At 60.0% G+C, this 14,534-nt stretch carries 19 protein-coding genes and 1 pseudogene; 14 read left to right on the forward strand and 6 right to left on the reverse strand.

Annotation, left to right across the window (positions count from 1 at the left end; genetic code table 11):
• The first annotated feature begins 12 nt into the window (after positions 1–12).
• The 3 genes from AC1DMK_RS10100 (at position 13) to AC1DMK_RS10110 (ending at position 1,961) form a co-directional block, all read left to right on the forward strand.
• Positions 13–795 carry a phosphatidylserine decarboxylase gene (locus AC1DMK_RS10100; protein ID WP_477858714.1) on the forward strand — a complete coding sequence of 261 codons (783 nt, stop codon included), beginning with the start codon at positions 13–15 and terminating at the stop codon, positions 793–795.
• 18 nt (positions 796–813) lie between these two features.
• Entirely contained in the window at positions 814–1,662 is an 849-nt protein-coding gene (gene pssA, locus AC1DMK_RS10105; RefSeq protein WP_037063918.1) for a CDP-diacylglycerol--serine O-phosphatidyltransferase, read from the forward strand.
• 158 nt (positions 1,663–1,820) lie between these two features.
• A complete protein-coding gene (locus AC1DMK_RS10110; RefSeq protein ID WP_196246770.1) occupies positions 1,821–1,961 on the forward strand; it encodes a hypothetical protein in 141 nt (46 codons plus the stop codon).
• Here the strand turns inward: AC1DMK_RS10110 and AC1DMK_RS10115 are convergent.
• The 3 genes and pseudogenes from AC1DMK_RS10115 to AC1DMK_RS10125 form a co-directional block, all read right to left on the reverse strand.
• Entirely contained in the window at positions 1,958–2,581 is a 624-nt protein-coding gene (locus AC1DMK_RS10115; protein WP_477858715.1) for a LysE/ArgO family amino acid transporter, read from the reverse strand. The two genes, AC1DMK_RS10110 and AC1DMK_RS10115, sit on opposite strands and share 4 nt — an antisense overlap.
• A 37-nt stretch (positions 2,582–2,618) precedes the next feature.
• On the reverse strand, positions 2,619–3,380 hold the full coding sequence (locus AC1DMK_RS10120; protein WP_037063922.1) for an SOS response-associated peptidase: 762 nt from the start codon (positions 3,378–3,380) through the stop codon (positions 2,619–2,621).
• A gap of 43 nt (positions 3,381–3,423) precedes the next feature.
• Positions 3,424–3,745, reverse strand: a pseudogene (locus AC1DMK_RS10125) (YnfA family protein).
• Positions 3,746–3,841: 96 nt separating this feature from the next.
• On the opposite strand from AC1DMK_RS10125, the gene AC1DMK_RS10130 reads away from it, so the two are divergent.
• From AC1DMK_RS10130 to AC1DMK_RS10165, 8 genes are all read left to right on the forward strand, one after another.
• Positions 3,842–4,300, forward strand: coding sequence for an NUDIX domain-containing protein (locus tag AC1DMK_RS10130; protein WP_037063924.1), 459 nt, complete (start codon positions 3,842–3,844; stop codon positions 4,298–4,300).
• Entirely contained in the window at positions 4,294–4,749 is a 456-nt protein-coding gene (locus AC1DMK_RS10135; protein ID WP_477858922.1) for a TIGR02301 family protein, read from the forward strand. The genes AC1DMK_RS10130 and AC1DMK_RS10135 overlap by 7 nt, the downstream gene beginning before the upstream one ends.
• Positions 4,750–4,849: 100 nt before the next feature.
• Complete coding sequence (locus AC1DMK_RS10140; RefSeq protein ID WP_037063989.1) at positions 4,850–5,107, forward strand: hypothetical protein; 258 nt, start codon at positions 4,850–4,852, stop codon at positions 5,105–5,107.
• Positions 5,108–5,124: 17 nt separating this feature from the next.
• On the forward strand, positions 5,125–5,874 hold the full coding sequence (locus AC1DMK_RS10145) for a hypothetical protein (protein WP_477858718.1): 750 nt from the start codon (positions 5,125–5,127) through the stop codon (positions 5,872–5,874).
• A gap of 61 nt (positions 5,875–5,935) precedes the next feature.
• Entirely contained in the window at positions 5,936–6,772 is an 837-nt protein-coding gene (ygfZ, locus tag AC1DMK_RS10150) for a CAF17-like 4Fe-4S cluster assembly/insertion protein YgfZ (RefSeq protein ID WP_477858720.1), read from the forward strand.
• Positions 6,773–6,801: 29 nt separating this feature from the next.
• On the forward strand, positions 6,802–7,371 hold the full coding sequence (locus AC1DMK_RS10155; RefSeq protein WP_477858924.1) for an HD domain-containing protein: 570 nt from the start codon (positions 6,802–6,804) through the stop codon (positions 7,369–7,371).
• Positions 7,368–7,967: a tyrosine phosphatase family protein gene (locus AC1DMK_RS10160; protein ID WP_477858722.1), complete on the forward strand. Its 600-nt coding sequence runs from the start codon at positions 7,368–7,370 to the stop codon at positions 7,965–7,967. Before AC1DMK_RS10155 ends, AC1DMK_RS10160 begins: the two co-directional genes overlap by 4 nt.
• A gap of 38 nt (positions 7,968–8,005) precedes the next feature.
• Positions 8,006–8,581 carry a hypothetical protein gene (locus AC1DMK_RS10165; RefSeq protein WP_477858724.1) on the forward strand — a complete coding sequence of 192 codons (576 nt, stop codon included), beginning with the start codon at positions 8,006–8,008 and terminating at the stop codon, positions 8,579–8,581.
• Positions 8,582–8,595: 14 nt separating this feature from the next.
• Here the strand turns inward: AC1DMK_RS10165 and AC1DMK_RS10170 are convergent, their stop codons facing one another.
• Together AC1DMK_RS10170 and AC1DMK_RS10175 are read right to left on the reverse strand one after the other, a co-directional pair.
• Positions 8,596–9,111 carry a superoxide dismutase family protein gene (locus AC1DMK_RS10170; RefSeq protein WP_477858725.1) on the reverse strand — a complete coding sequence of 172 codons (516 nt, stop codon included), beginning with the start codon at positions 9,109–9,111 and terminating at the stop codon, positions 8,596–8,598.
• Positions 9,112–9,231: 120 nt separating this feature from the next.
• Positions 9,232–9,546 carry a hypothetical protein gene (locus AC1DMK_RS10175; RefSeq protein WP_037063938.1) on the reverse strand — a complete coding sequence of 105 codons (315 nt, stop codon included), beginning with the start codon at positions 9,544–9,546 and terminating at the stop codon, positions 9,232–9,234.
• 444 nt (positions 9,547–9,990) lie between these two features.
• Between AC1DMK_RS10175 and AC1DMK_RS10180 the strand changes: the two genes are divergently transcribed.
• The 3 genes from AC1DMK_RS10180 (at position 9,991) to AC1DMK_RS10190 (ending at position 13,447) form a co-directional block, all read left to right on the forward strand.
• Positions 9,991–11,871: a putative bifunctional diguanylate cyclase/phosphodiesterase gene (locus AC1DMK_RS10180; RefSeq protein WP_477858727.1), complete on the forward strand. Its 1,881-nt coding sequence runs from the start codon at positions 9,991–9,993 to the stop codon at positions 11,869–11,871.
• 67 nt (positions 11,872–11,938) lie between these two features.
• Positions 11,939–12,583 (forward strand): HD domain-containing protein, encoded by a 645-nt coding sequence (locus AC1DMK_RS10185; protein WP_477858728.1) that lies wholly within the window; start codon positions 11,939–11,941, stop codon positions 12,581–12,583.
• A gap of 9 nt (positions 12,584–12,592) precedes the next feature.
• Positions 12,593–13,447 carry an MOSC domain-containing protein gene (locus AC1DMK_RS10190; protein ID WP_477858730.1) on the forward strand — a complete coding sequence of 285 codons (855 nt, stop codon included), beginning with the start codon at positions 12,593–12,595 and terminating at the stop codon, positions 13,445–13,447.
• On the opposite strand, the gene AC1DMK_RS10195 is transcribed toward AC1DMK_RS10190, so the two are convergent.
• Positions 13,444–14,439 (reverse strand): aldo/keto reductase, encoded by a 996-nt coding sequence (locus tag AC1DMK_RS10195; RefSeq protein ID WP_477858732.1) that lies wholly within the window; start codon positions 14,437–14,439, stop codon positions 13,444–13,446. The two genes, AC1DMK_RS10190 and AC1DMK_RS10195, sit on opposite strands and share 4 nt — an antisense overlap.
• Positions 14,440–14,534 lie beyond the last annotated feature (95 nt).

The raw sequence follows: 14,534 nt of genomic DNA on the forward strand, positions 1-14,534 counted from the left end.
AACCTACCATAGATGTGCACTAGGGGGCACCAGCATTGCCCCCGCCAATGTTTCCCTGTAACCAGCGGATACGAAAACGCTAGGAGAGCGGCATACATGAGCTTGTTCAATACGGTTCGCAACACGATCGTTCCGGTGCACAAGGAAGGCTATCCCTTCATCGCCGCCTTCTTCGTCGCCTCATTGATTCTGGGTTGGCTGTTCAAGCCGCTGTTCTGGATCGGCCTGCTCCTGACGCTGTGGTGCGTGTATTTCTTCCGTGATCCGGAGCGCATGACGCCGCAGGACGACGATCTCGTGATCTCGCCGGCCGACGGCAAGGTTTCGTCTGTCCAGATGGTGATACCACCGGCCGAACTGAACCTCGGCTCCGAGCCGATGCTGCGCATCTCGGTCTTCATGAACGTCTTCAACTGCCATGTGAACCGTGCTCCGATGCGCGGCCGTATCGTCAGTATCAACTATCGCTCCGGTAGCTTCGTCAACGCCGAACTCGACAAGGCGAGCGAAGACAACGAGCGCAATGGCCTCGTCATCGAAACGGCACACGGCCAGATCGGCGTCGTTCAGATCGCCGGTCTCGTCGCACGCCGCATTCTCTGCTGGGCCAATGCGAATGAGCCGCTCGATGCCGGCGAGCGCTTCGGCCTCATTCGCTTCGGCTCGCGCCTCGACGTCTTCCTACCGGCAGGCGCCTCGCCGCGCGTTACCCTCGGGCAAACGTCGATCGCCGGCGAGACTGTGCTGGCCGAGTTCGGCTCCGCCAAGGGCGCGGTCGTAAGCCGTCGCAGCTAAGAACGATTGGAGCGCGACATGGAAACGCCCTTCCCGCCTTTCGAACCAAACGGCCCGCTTGACGATTCGGCGCGCGGACCGCGGCTTCGCGAGATACCGCTTCGGCTGGTCGTTCCCAATCTCATCACCATTCTGGCGATCTGCGCCGGACTGACCGGCATTCGTCTTGCCTTTGAAAATCGCTACGAACTCGCCGTGGGAATGGTGCTGCTCGCAGCGTTTCTCGACGGTATCGACGGTCGGGTCGCGCGCCTGATGAAGGCGACGTCGAAATTCGGCGCCCAAATGGATTCGCTCGCCGATATCGTCAACTTCGGTGTCGCGCCAGCCCTTGTGGTCTATGTCTTCGCGCTGGATCAGGCCCGATCGATCGGATGGATCGCGGCACTCATATACGCCATCGCAGCAGGACTTCGCTTGGCTCGGTTCAATGTGATGGCCGAGCGTGAAAACAAAGCAACGTGGCAGTCGGAGTATTTCGTCGGCGTTCCGGCCCCGGCTGGCGCCATGCTCGTGCTGCTGCCTGTTTACGTCGGCTTCCTGGGGCTGACCACTGACAAGACCTTCGCCTATATTTCGGCCGCCTATACCGTGCTCATCGCTTTCCTGCTCATCAGCCGATTGCCCGTCTGGTCGGGAAAGTCCGAGGGCAGCAAGTTGCGGCGCGACCTCGTACTGCCCATGATGCTCGGCGTCGTTCTCTATGTCGCGCTGCTGTCGAGCTTCACCTGGGAGGTCATGGTCATCACCGCCGTTATCTATTTGCTGACGCTTCCCTTCGGCGCCCGAAAGTGGAAGCGCAAGTACGGCACTCTGACGATCGAAGAACCGGGGGTAGGTGAAGACGACATCGGCCGTCATATCTGAGGCTCTCTATCGCTCCTCGCTCGAAATGCCTGGCTCAAGGCTCGCGAATTATGGTTTGCGTACATAATTCCTGATGGGGCTCGCCTCCATTTTGTCGCTATTACAGACAAAAGAGCAATAATTATAAGAGTCTAGGGACAGCACGTAAGGAGAGAGTTGTGACCCCGAAAAAGACAAGCGCCGAACAGCCGCAGACGACCGATCTCAGCGCAAACTACCGCCCGCTCGGCCTCAAGGCCGTTCTTGCTGCAGCCCTGATGCTGAAGAGCAAGCCGGCCCTGGTCAAGAAGACCGCCTAGGCGCCCGCGAAAAATCGGACAAGCAGGCTGGTTGCCAACAGCCCCATGACGATACCGATGACCACGTCCAGAACCCGCCATGCGGCGGGTTTCGTGAAAACCGGCTGCAGCAGGCGTGCACCGTACCCCAATCCGAAAAACCAGATGAATGAAGCCGCTGCCGCTCCGGCGGAGTAGGCTATGCGGTCCGCCCCCTCGTAAGCCGCCGACAGGCTTCCGAGAAGCACGACCGTGTCCAGATAGACATGCGGATTGAGAAACGTGAACGCCAGGCAGGTTGCCACGGCTGCTTTCAGGCCAAGGACCTGCGGCGAACCTGCCTGCATTGTGCCCGGATCAAGCGCACGCCGGAAGGCCAGGGCGGCATAGGATCCGAGGAAGATCGCGCCGCCGAGGGTAACCACCGAAATCAGCAGGGGCGACCGGGATACCAGCGTTCCGAGGCCCGCGACGCCGGCGGCAATCAAAAAAGCGTCGGACAGTGCGCAAATCAGGCAGAGAATGAAGACGTGCGACCGCAGCACCCCCTGGCGCAGAATGAAGGCGTTCTGTGCGCCGATTGCGATGATGAGAGAGGCACCGAGGAAGAAGCCGGAGAGTGCGGCCGAGATGGAGAACATGTGATTTTCCGGAAGTGAAGAAGGCGGGAATAGGAAATCAGAAGAAGCTTAGCTGGCCGTTATCCGGCTTGTTCTCTGCCGGCGAAGGCGGCTTCTCGACGGCGACGGCCGTCTGCAGATCGGAGCCCATATTGGCAACCTTGTTGACCTTGTCGGAGACCGCGATCGCCTCGAAAAAATCCGCCTCGACCGGACGCATGAGATCGGCGACATCGCGTGGCTCCTGTGTCTTGCAGTCGAGCCAGCGGGAAAAGTCTTCGGGTTTGATGACCACAGGCATGCGATCATGGATCGGCGCGATGGCGGAATTTGCAGCCGTCGTCAGAATTGCACCGGTATCGACCTCCGAGCCGTCGGACGAGGACCAAGTCTCCATCAGGCCGGCGAAGGCAACGATGCCGCCGCGCCGAGGCTTGATCCAATAGGGTTGGGATTTCTCACCGCTCTGCTTGGAGGGGCGATGCCATTCGTAGAAGCCGGAGGCGGGAATGAGCACGCGTCGATGCCGCATGGCTGCACGAAACGAGGCTTTGCCGATCGCGGTTTCGGAGCGGGCGTTGATCAACAGCGGAAACGCCTTCGGGTCCTTTACCCAGCCGGGCGTGAAGCCCCATCGTACCAGCACGGCGCGCCGGTCGGGAAGGTTGCTCCCCCTTTCCGGAGTGTCGCCCGAAACGACAACAAGAATCGGCTGCGTCGGCGCGATATTGTAACGCGCAGGAAAATCATCGAGGTCCACCACGCCGAGGATTTCCATCAGCTCTTCAGGAGATACCGTCAGCGCATATCGTCCACACATGGCGATGTCTTTGCACCCTGCCCTTTGCCAGTCAAGCGCTGGCTCAGCATCGAGGGGCGAAGAGGATGATCGCGGTGCCGCAAAGGCAGGCAAGCGCGCCGCCGACATCCCATCGATCCGGGACGCGGTTCTCGACGAGCCAAAGCCAGATCAGGGAGGCGACGATATAGATGCCGCCATAGGCGGCGAAAGTTCGACTGGCTGGCTGACTGGGTATCAGGGTCAGCAGCCACGCAAAGAGAGCCAGTGCAACCATTCCCCGGTACAAGCCACCAGACAGGCTTGGCCATTCTGATCCGTGCCCAGAAAGCAAAGCACCCGGCAATCTCGAACAGGGCGGCTGCGGCATAGATGATATAAATCACGAAGGCTCCCCTCGAATCGCTCCGCTCGCTAAACGACGGAATGAGCATGGAGCCAAGCAAGCGCATCGACCGGCACGCAACAAACGGTATCCTTTCATGACTTCCCTTCCAACAGCCGCTTCCTCGGGTATCCTACAACGCGACGGACGATTTCTCTTGGTACTGCGGCGCAATCCGCCATCCGTCGACATGTATGCCTTCCCTGGCGGGCGAGCCGAGCCCGGCGAGACGCCCGAGGAAACGGCATTGCGCGAATTCGAGGAAGAGACGGGTATCTGCGCTCGCGATCCACAGCCTTTCGCGACCTATGACCTGAAGACGCACGCCCCCGACGGAAGCTTGCGCAGCCATTTCCATCTCTCCGTCTTTCTCGTCGATGCGGACGAAGCAGCCTTTGCGGTCGCGGCCGACGATGCAGTTGCGCTTGGCTGGTACACCGTCGATGAAATCCGCAGGCTGCCGACGCCGCAGAGCGTGTTGGAATGCGCGGAGCGAATAGCGCGGGAGAATAAGCAGGTGGAAATCCAGCGCAATGCCTTGTTCCCGTCATCGTGAAGGTATCAACTATCTCCATGATTCCCGTTCGACGCGCGTTCCTGTCTGTAGTTCTCTGCGCCGGCACGGCCATACCGATATTTGCCCGGGCACAGGGCCAAACAGCTCCCACGCTGCCGGAAACGGTTGCACCAAAAACGGTCACGGTGCCCTACGACGACAAGCTCTCTCGCCTCGCAGAAGTGCTTGGATCCGTGCATTATCTAAGGACGCTGTGCAAGGCGGAAAACGGAGACAAGTGGCGGTTGCACATGCAGCAACTGCTTGATTCGGAAGCGAAAGACGAGCCGCAGCGCAAGGAGAAGCTTACCGCAGCCTTCAATCGCGGCTATCGCGCCTTCGCCTCGGTTTATACGGATTGCACACCGGCCGCGATCATGGCAGAAGAGCGCTACCGTAACGAAGGCGCAACACTCGCCACAGAAATAACGTCTCGCTTTGGAAATTAACGTTTAATTAACCTCTTTTCACTCGCGGACGTGTCGTTTTGGGAAAAGGCTGATAGAGTTGTTAACTAGGCAGTAAGGCATGCAGTTCGAGGAAAAAACAATGGAACCGAGCCTCAATGACATCGACGATATGATCGTCCACGAAAAGATGCAGGCGGCCTTGGAGTACCATAATGAAGCTTGGGCCGATGGCATGGCAGACGGCATCGAGCCGGAAATCATTGCCGATACGGCCATCATTCATGCCCTTCGTGAGACTATTCGCCTTCACGGCGAAAACAGTGCGGAAGCCTTGCTGGAATCGCTGCGCGAACGCATGCTTGCCGGTGAGTTTTCTCCGAGCCGCACCCTGCAATAACAGCCACAGAGAGTTTTATGCGCACCGATAAGGACAATGCTTCGCGGCCCGCGATCGCGCCGCTTTTGCTTGCGATCAGCGTCGGTGCCACCAGTCTGTTGAGCGCGACGACTGCGTCAGCACTCTCCGAACTGCAGAAGACCCCCGGCCTTTCCGACAGTTCCACGTCCGGTCAAAGCGGCGACAAACCCGCGGCATCGCCGGCAGCGCCTTCCGGAATCCCCTCGCCCGGCCCGCTGATCGACAAGCCCGCAGCGCAAGGCTCCGACACCACTCCCGGCGCCCAGGACGCTTCCAAGCCGGTCGATGTGATCTACGATATCACCAAGGTACCGGAACCCGTCCGGCGCATGCGCGAGCAGATCGTCGAAGCTGCTGCGTCGGGCGATCTCGAGCGGCTGCGCCCGTTGCTCGGAACCGGCGCAAACCAGACTCAAGTGACTGTCGGCGAGCCGACGGACGACCCGATCAGTGCGCTCAAGGAGCTCTCCGGCGACCCGGACGGAGACGAAATCCTGGCGATCATGCTCGATATCATCTCGACAGGTTTCGTCCATGTTGGTCAAGGCACGGCGGAAGATATGTATGTCTGGCCGTACTTTGCCGAAAAGGATCTCAAGACCCTGACGCCGCCGGAACGTGTCGAACTCTTGCGCATCGTGACGGCGGGCGACCTGGCCGACATGCAGGAGTTCGGCGGCTACAATTTCTACCGTCTCGGCATTACAGCTGACGGCAAGTGGAAGTACTTCACCGCGGGCGACTGACGCTTGCGATCCTGTCCCCGAAGACATACTTCTGAGCGACAACAACGCGACAGGTGCGACCATGCCAGCCGTCTTTCTGAGAGACCGTGCGCTCATACGAGTGAGCGGCGCCGAAGCTCAGTCCTTCCTACAGAATCTGATCACCACCGATGTCGTGTCGCTGGGCGCTGGCGAAGCCAGACCGGGTGCTTTGTTGACCCCCCAAGGGAAGATCCTGTTCGACTTCATGATCTGGCAGGATGGCGACAGCTACTTGATCGAGACCGAAGTCAGCCAGCGGGACGCCCTGTTGAAGCGGCTGGCTATGTACAAGTTGCGAGCCGCCGTCGACCTCAAAGCAGACGGCGAAGGCGTTACGGTTTCGTGGGGTGATGGCCACGGGCCAGGATGGAACGACAGCCGGTTTGCAAAGGCTGGATTGGCAGTTTCCAGGAACGCCGGCCGACATGGCGACGGCGATCCTGCGGCATATGACGCGTTGCGTGCGGCGTACGGGGTTGCGGAATCGGGTTCAGATTACGCGCTGCAGGATGTGTTTCCTCACGACGTTCTGATGGATCTAAACGGCGGCCTTTCCTTCAAGAAAGGCTGCTATGTCGGCCAGGAGGTGGTGTCGCGCATGCAACACCGCGGTACGGCCCGCCGCCGCGTCGTGACCGTGACGAGCGCGGAGCCGCTACCTGTCTCTGGAAGCGAGATCACGGCGGCTGGCAAGCCGATCGGTACCATCGGCTCCGTCGTGGGGCATACCGGACTTGCCATCGTCCGCATAGACCGAGCGGGCGAGGCGATCGCCGCGGGAACACCGCTTCTTGCGGGTGCGATCCCGGTCACGGTGGCGTTGCCGGTCTGGTCCGGGCTTGTCTTCCCGTCCACAGCCGACGAGGCCACCGCTTGACCGCAAAGGCTCCGCGCGCCTGGCAACGCATGCTTTCCGGTCGCAGGCTCGATCTGCTCGACCCCTCGCCTCTTGACGTCGAGATCGGCGACATCGCCCATGGGCTTGCGCGGGTTGCGCGATGGAACGGGCAAACTTCTGGCGACCACGCCTTCTCCGTCGCCCAGCATAGCCTTGTCGTTGAGGATATCTTCCGGCGCCTCGACGAGGCAACGCCCGAGGAGTGCCTCATGGCATTGCTGCACGATGCGCCCGAATATGTGATCGGCGATATGATCTCACCGTTCAAGTCGGTCGTCGGGGGCGGGTACAAGGCGGTCGAGACGCGGCTGGAGGCAGCGATCCACCTGCGCTTCGGCCTGCCGCCACACCCGTCACGCGAGCTGAAGGACAGGATCAAGAAAGCCGACACGATTGCCGCCTATTTCGAGGCATCGCAGCTTGCAGGGTTCAGCACCACGGAAGCCCAGAAATTCTTCGGCCAGCCGCGCGGCATCACCAAGGAGATGCTGCTGATCAATCCCTTGCCGGCAATCGAAGCCCAGCGTCTGTTCTGCGAGCGCTTCGACGCGATCGACGCCTTGCGGAGTAAGTCATGACCGCGATCGTCGTTGCACCGCTTGCCCGTATCGCCGAAATGGCAGTAAGGCATGGTGCCCGTGAAATGATAAGCCTGATGGCCAAGGAGCAGACCTTCCACAGGCCCGCCGTCATCCAGGCGCACCGCCATCTGCTTCTTAACATGAACGACATCGCCTTCAAGGGAACGGGCAACCTCGTTGCACCCGACGAAACGCATGTTCGGCAAATCATCGACTTTTCCAGGCACTGGGATCAGGACGCGCCGCTTCTCGTTCATTGCTGGATGGGCGTCTCACGTTCGCCGGCGGCGGCCTTGATTGCCGCCCTTTCCTTGGTGCCGGACCAGAGCGAGGCCACGCTTGCGCGCCGTCTCCGCGCCGCATCGCCGTTTGCGACGCCAAATATGCGGATCATTGAAATCGGCGATGCCATCCTCGGCCGGAATGGACGACTGACTGATGCCGTTCGGGCGATCGGGCGCGGCGCCGATACGGACGGCAACGCGCCGTTCGTCCTGACGCTCGGGGAGCCGCAAGGCAAGGCCAACTTTGACGAAAAGGGCTTACCCATACGCCAACCCGGCCGACATCCAGGCAAAGGCGGAACGTTTTGAGCTGACATCTGTTTTCTCCCTTGCAAGGAGATTGATCGATGTCACTGCCGGACTACCGCGCTACATTCGTCCGATGCCTCAGCGCATTGAAGAACGTCACCAACCAGCGAGAGGATTGGGTGCGTTTCAGCTGGCAGGCGGTGTACATTACGCGCGAACGCTTCTCATATTTCTTCCGCGGCGCACTGAACGGTTCCGACATCGCCTCCTTCGGCCAACAGGTCGACCTGACCAGCGGCGACGCGACACCTGTGCCTTTCCGCTCCGTGACACTTTATGGCGCGACATTCGGGCTCAATGAAACAATTACGGCCTACAGCGGCCCTGTAGAGTCGGTCATCGACGTCGCTCACGCGTTTCACGAAGCAAGCGAAATGGATTACCGTCCCGAGTTCTTTTACGTGCGAATGAACATCGTGCATGCCGGCAACGAGGATCGGACCGCGCGCAGGGGGGATTCGCGTCTTCGCGAAAACACCAACCTCATCTTCGTCGGACTGGAGGACAGCGCCACAGCCGAGTTGCTCGAAGAAAGCGACATTGCGCGCTGGTTGGCAACAGAGCAACCGATGGCTTCCCGGAAGTGGTACGCCGAGCGTTTATATTACAGTTGACGCCGCAGCAGCAGCTACTTCACAACGCCGCAGGCGAGGCGCTCGCCGGCATCGCCGGCAGGCTGGCTGCGATAGTCGTCTGAATTTGCATGAATCATCAATGCTCGTCCGCGAATGCCGTCCTGCTTGCCGTCGAGCGTCACCATGCTATCGAAAACCTGTGCCCTAAGGACACCGTCCTGGCCGACATACTGGTTCGGCAAGTCGCCTGCATGCGGACCTTTTACAGCAAAGAAGCCATGCTCCGCGTTGGTCGGATTGAAATGCTTGCCGGCCGACTCATGGTGGGTCGCGGCATCACATTTGCCGATCTCGTGAACATGGAATGCCACCCATTTATTGGCAGGCAGATCCGATACTTCGAGTTCGATCAATACGCCGCCGCTCGCGGCGGCCGTGATCGATGCGCGCCCGGTCTCCTTGCCATCCTTGCCTACGAAATTCGCGATGGCTGTCTGCTTGTCCTGAGCCGCCGCAACAGTGGTGATGGCAACAAAGCTCACCAATGCAATCAATCGCATCGCTCCCACGGATTTGCCTCCCTTTGGCCGTCAATGCGAAACGCACGACGACCGACAAGTGTTCCCCGCCTAGAGCCAAAGAAAAAGCCGGCCACGAGGCCGGCTTCCCACAATGATCCGCAGAAACGATCAGGACGCGATATCCAGATCATACTGACCGTAAGTATTCCTATACAGATCGTCGGACACGTTATTCTGACGCTGTGAAGAGAAGTTCACGCTACCGACCTCCTGCGCTTCCATCATGAACGCAAGCACGCCGCTGGAAAGCTTCGGCGAGGGTTCTTGGGCTTCCTCGCCTTCGTTCAACTGTTTCAGGATTCCGGGCTTATCATCAGCCGCTTTTTCGCCACGGCTCAAAACGCCGTCGCCATTCATGTCAAGTCTCGAGAGAGTCGCCAGATACGCATACGAAGTATCGTTGACAGATGAAACTCGGCTCATACAAACCTCCGTTCACCGCTATACCGGTGATGTTTGTACGCAATACAAATATGGAAATCACAACTAGGTGGTTCAGGTAAACTGATTTGCGCGCGCCGTCAATAAGTTGTTAATACCGCATTAACTATAATTGACAGAGTGTTATGCCGTCGCAACGCCCGGCTTGGCGCAAACCGCGCGGTCTTGGTTTTCCGCGTCTCAGGCATCTGGCAGCTGCGACCAAATATAGTGCCGCCGACATATTATTTTTTGTTGCAACCGAATATTAATGCGACCGGGAGATTATCTGCCAACAACAAGCGCCTCCATATTTCAATCAAAAATTGTAAAACCAGAACGTCAGATTTCAGGAATTTCTTTGCATGTCTTGCACGCCGCATCGAAATAAAATGGTGGGAACGCGTGCCTGCGTTCAGCTCCGCGCCCATACGGAACGGTTCGCCTATGGACGCTGAAGCGCTTTTCCGGCAACAATGTGCTGCATCCCTGAACCAAGACGGCAGCGTCGATGCCAAGCGCCTGATGGAACTCGTTCTCGCCACCTACCGCGAGCAACCGGGCAGGCAATGCGATGCCGCGAACCGCGCCGATCTTGCGTTTGAGGAGAACGAAACGCTCAAGGCCGCCTTGTCGTCGGCGAGCGGCGATCTCCTTGAACAGCGGCGACTATTCGAGATTGTTCTCAATCACCTGCCGCTCGGGCTCAGTGTTTTCGACACTCAGCAGAGACTGATCGTTTCCAACATCCGCTTCCGGCAGCTGTTCGGTTTCAGCGAAGAAGAGGTCAAGCCCGGGGCAGCCATCGTTTCGCTGATCACCAAGATCGACGGCACCGAAAACCCGGATTGGCGGCAGGGTGCGCGTGAACGCGACCCGAGTTCGGACAACGGGCGCATTCGCCGTCGCGAATGGATCATGAATGATGGACGCATCATTCAAAGCGTCGTCACGGTCCTGCCCGATGGCAGCAACATCTCGATCCATGCCGATATCACGGAAGATCGCAAGGCGGCCGAACGCATCGCATATCTCGCGCATCACGACCCTTTGACCGGCCTGCCGAATCGCATCAGCTTCCGCGAGCGCATCGATGCCGCTCTCGCCGCACGCAAGGCTGACGAGCACATAGCCCTCGTTCACCTCAACCTCGATCGGTTCAAGTCAGTCAACAATACGCTTGGCATCTCAGCCGGCGACAGGATTCTGCGGCGGGTTGCCGAACGACTGCGGCTCTCTGTCGGCGAAGGCAATACGCTCGCGCGTCTCGGGTCCGACGAGTTCGCCATTCTTCAATGTGGACGACAGCAGCCTTGGAACGTCACGGCGCTAGCCGAACAGATCCGCCGCGAGTTGTCAGAGCCGTTCTTTCGCGGCGAGATGGCGGTCGGACTCAGCGTCTCGATGGGGATCGCCATCAGCCCGCAGGACGGCACGGATACCGAGATACTTCTGAAGCACGCGGGCGTCGCCCTGTCACACGCCAAGGCCGCCGGCAGAAGGGGCGAGCGCTTTTTTACGAGCGCGATGGAAGCGCAACTCGAGGAGCGCCACGCTCTCGAGGCAGATCTTCGAAAGGCGGTTCAGAACGAGGAGTTCGAGCTTCACTATCAACCACTCTACGACATCGCGGAGAAACGCATCTGCGGTTTCGAGGCGTTGATTCGGTGGAATCACCCGACCCGCGGCCGCGTTCCTCCGATGGAGTTCATTCCGCTTGCCGAAGAGGTGGGCCTTGTCGTCGACATCGGTCGCTGGGTGCTGAAGCAGGCGTGCCTCGATGCAACCCACTGGCCCGACAGTATCAAGGTTGCCGTCAACGTTTCGCCGATCCAGTTCACTCACGGCAACTTGCCGGACGATGTTTCGGCAGCTTTGTCAGCATCGCAACTGTCACCGGCACGGCTGGAGGTCGAGATTACCGAGAGCGTGCTGATGGAAAACATGGACGAAGCTCTGCCCATTCTTCACATCCTCAAACAGCGCGGCATAAGGGTCGCCATGGATGATTTTGGCACAGGCTATTCATCCCTGAGCTACCTCAGCAGCTTTCCCTTCGACAAAATCAAGATAGACAAGTCCTTTGTGACCGACATTGTCGAGAACAGGGAAGCCTTTGCAATCATGCGCGCCATCATCCTTCTCGGCGATGCGCTTGGCATGCGAGTGACCGTCGAAGGCGTGGAAACGGCAGAGCAGTTGGCGTTGCTGCAACAGGAGGCTTGCGACGAAATACAGGGCTATCATATCAGCCCGCCACGCCCTGTCGCAGAGGTGCCCGCCTTGCTCAGCCTGCCGCGAGGCGCGGGTAATGCCAGGGCGAGCTGACCGGATACATTGCGACTCGGATCGCCCGCCTCTATGAGAGGGTATCGCCATCCCTGTCAGGTGCATCATGTTCGAGGCCAAGGCCTTTTCTCCATTTGAAACGCTTGCAGCGGAACTCATCCCATGCTCGCATGAAGGCGATGACGGCTCTCACGATCTCGCTCATATCCTGCGTGTCTTCAAGAACGCGATGCGGATCCAGGCAAGTGCGGGCGGAGATGCCAGGATCCTCGCCGCCGCTGTTCTGCTGCACGACTGCGTCGCCGTAGAGAAAAGCTCGCCGCTGCGGGCGCAGGCTTCGGCACTGGCCGCGGAGAAGGCATCCAGCGTTCTTGCAGACCTCGGATGGGATACCCCGGACATTGCTGCGGTCGCACATGCCGTGATGGCACACAGCTTTTCCGCAAATATTGAACCCGAAACGATCGAGGCGAAGATTCTGCAGGATGCCGACCGGCTCGATGCGATCGGCATGGTCGGCGCCGGCCGCTGCTTCTATATCGGCGGGCGCATGTCATCGGCGCTTTACGATCCCTTCGATCCCGCCGGCAGCAACCGCCCCCTCGACGACCGCCGCTATGTTATCGACCATTTTCAGACCAAGCTCTTCAAGCTGGCCGATGGATTCAAGACCGAAGCCGGCCGGGCTCTTGCCGCTGAGCGCGATAAGCGGCTACGAGACTTCCTCGAGGCCTTCATGGACGAAATCTAGGAGCATCCGATGCGCGTCAGCGATCTCTTCATCTACCCGCTCAAGAGCGGCCGCGGCATTGCCATACCGGCTGCGGAGATCGATGCTTTCGGATTGCCCGGCGACCGCCGCGCGATGATCACTGATCCGGATGGGCACTTCATAACGCAACGTGAATTGCCGGAGCTTGCCCGGATCGAGGTGCGCGCAGACGCTTCTTCCCTTCGACTGTCAATGGGGGACAAGGAAACGGTGGTGCCGCCGCCGGGCGCCCCGCGCCGTATCGATGTCTCGATCTGGAAATCCATCGTCAGCGCGGCGCTTGCCGACGACGACAGCAATCGAACGCTCTCGCAATGGCTAGGCCGCGATGTCAGGCTCGTCTTCTTCGACGAGGACGCCAGGCGCACCGCGAGCGCGGAATGGGCGGGCGACGGCACCCCGGTCGCTTTTGCGGACGGGTACCAGATTCTCGTCACGACGACGGGATCGCTGAAGGCACTGAATGCAGACCTGCAGGCGCATGGCGAGGGTAGCGTCGGCATGGAGCGCTTTCGCCCGAACATTGTCATCGATACGGAGGAAGCGTGGCCTGAAGACCACTGGGCAGCAATCGAGATTGGCGGAGTCCGCTTCGATCTCGTCAAACCTTGCGCTCGCTGCATCATGACGACGCAGCACCAGCAAACCGGCTCACGCGACGTTCCCAATCCGATGCCCGCCATGGGCCGCATCCGAATGTCTGCCGACCGCCGTGTTCCCGGGCCGCTCTTCGGATGGAATGTCACCCCTCGCGCGAGCGGCAGGGTTGCCATCGGAGACGCGGTAACGGTCCTCGAAGAGCGTCCGGAAGGCTGGGCGCTGAAAGTCCGCAACCGAGCCTAGGTCCGAGCCAGCACCGCGTCGATCTCGCCCATGACTTCGGCAGACAGGGGCCCCTTGTCCAATGCACCGGCGTTCTCTTCGACCTGCGCAACGGTGCGGAAGCCTGGGATCGGCAACGCGCGCGACGAGCGAGCCCAAAGCCATGCCAGCGCACCCTGAGTCAGCGTGCGACCGCCCGAGGTCAGCAGGTCGCGGACGGCCTCCAGCCGCGTCGCAAATTCAGGGGCGATCCGGCCATCCCTGAAGTAGACCATCCAATCGAGGCTTGCGCCGCGCACGTCCTTGGCGCCGACGACCATGTCGGGGGTGAACTTGCCGCTCAGCAAGCCCATGGCGAGCGGGCCGCGATTGATCGATACCAGGCCATGGCGCTCGATCACCGAAACAATCTCCGGCACCGGCTCGAACACATTCATCGTATGCTGGACCGCAACGAAGCCCGGGCGCGTCGCTTGACGTGCCGCACGATCGACGAAGTCGGTGCTCCAGCCGAATGCGTCGATCTTGCCCTCGCCGCGCAACGTTTCCAAGGTATCAAAGACGTCGTCCGATTGCTCAAGGGGAAAGTCGTTCAAGTGAAACTGCAGCAGATCGAGGCGTTCGCGCCTCAGGCGCCGGAGCGACGTTTCGACCGAGCCGCGGATGAATGGTGCGTCAGCAAAGGCACCGGTGGCCTGCTTCGTCGCGGGATCGGTCGCAAATCCGAATTTGGTTGCGATGATGATGTCGCTGCGGGCGCCGATCGCGCGGCCCAGAACCTCTTCCGAGTGCCCTGCCCCATAGTTTGACGCAGTGTCGAAGAAGCGGATGCCGCGTTCGATGGCGCGATCGATCGCGGCTATCGACTCATCGTCGTCAACATCTCCCCAGCCGAGCGGCGTATCGCCTGCAAAGAAGGGGCCGCCGATCGCCCAGCACCCCATCCCAAGGCGCGGGATTTCACGCCCATTCCAAAGCTCCATCGTCGTGTGCATATCCGGCTTCGTCAGCATGGTGCCCTCCTTCGGCTACAAGCATTCCGTCAGCCAGATAGGAAAACCGGCGAGCCTGGTAAAGCGCGAGATTCGAAAAGCGTCTTGCAGCCGTG

The sequence above is a fragment of the Rhizobium sp. 05L419 genome (assembly GCF_056397845.1).

Bases quoted from the DNA above. Each gene is read 5' to 3' on its own strand.
- AC1DMK_RS10100 (WP_477858714.1), top strand. From the start codon at position 13: ATGTGCACTAGGGGGCACCAGCATTGCCCCCGCCAATGTTTCCCTGTA.
- pssA (WP_037063918.1), top strand. From the start codon at position 814: ATGGAAACGCCCTTCCCGCCTTTCGAACCAAACGGCCCGCTTGACGAT.
- AC1DMK_RS10115 (WP_477858715.1), bottom strand. From the start codon at position 2,581: ATGTTCTCCATCTCGGCCGCACTCTCCGGCTTCTTCCTCGGTGCCTCT.
- AC1DMK_RS10120 (WP_037063922.1), bottom strand. From the start codon at position 3,380: ATGTGTGGACGATATGCGCTGACGGTATCTCCTGAAGAGCTGATGGAA.
- AC1DMK_RS10130 (WP_037063924.1), top strand. From the start codon at position 3,842: ATGACTTCCCTTCCAACAGCCGCTTCCTCGGGTATCCTACAACGCGAC.
- AC1DMK_RS10140 (WP_037063989.1), top strand. From the start codon at position 4,850: ATGGAACCGAGCCTCAATGACATCGACGATATGATCGTCCACGAAAAG.
- AC1DMK_RS10145 (WP_477858718.1), top strand. From the start codon at position 5,125: ATGCGCACCGATAAGGACAATGCTTCGCGGCCCGCGATCGCGCCGCTT.
- ygfZ (WP_477858720.1), top strand. From the start codon at position 5,936: ATGCCAGCCGTCTTTCTGAGAGACCGTGCGCTCATACGAGTGAGCGGC.
- AC1DMK_RS10155 (WP_477858924.1), top strand. From the start codon at position 6,802: ATGCTTTCCGGTCGCAGGCTCGATCTGCTCGACCCCTCGCCTCTTGAC.
- AC1DMK_RS10160 (WP_477858722.1), top strand. From the start codon at position 7,368: ATGACCGCGATCGTCGTTGCACCGCTTGCCCGTATCGCCGAAATGGCA.
- AC1DMK_RS10165 (WP_477858724.1), top strand. From the start codon at position 8,006: ATGTCACTGCCGGACTACCGCGCTACATTCGTCCGATGCCTCAGCGCA.
- AC1DMK_RS10175 (WP_037063938.1), bottom strand. From the start codon at position 9,546: ATGAGCCGAGTTTCATCTGTCAACGATACTTCGTATGCGTATCTGGCG.
- AC1DMK_RS10180 (WP_477858727.1), top strand. From the start codon at position 9,991: ATGGACGCTGAAGCGCTTTTCCGGCAACAATGTGCTGCATCCCTGAAC.
- AC1DMK_RS10185 (WP_477858728.1), top strand. From the start codon at position 11,939: ATGTTCGAGGCCAAGGCCTTTTCTCCATTTGAAACGCTTGCAGCGGAA.
- AC1DMK_RS10190 (WP_477858730.1), top strand. From the start codon at position 12,593: ATGCGCGTCAGCGATCTCTTCATCTACCCGCTCAAGAGCGGCCGCGGC.
- AC1DMK_RS10195 (WP_477858732.1), bottom strand. From the start codon at position 14,439: ATGCTGACGAAGCCGGATATGCACACGACGATGGAGCTTTGGAATGGG.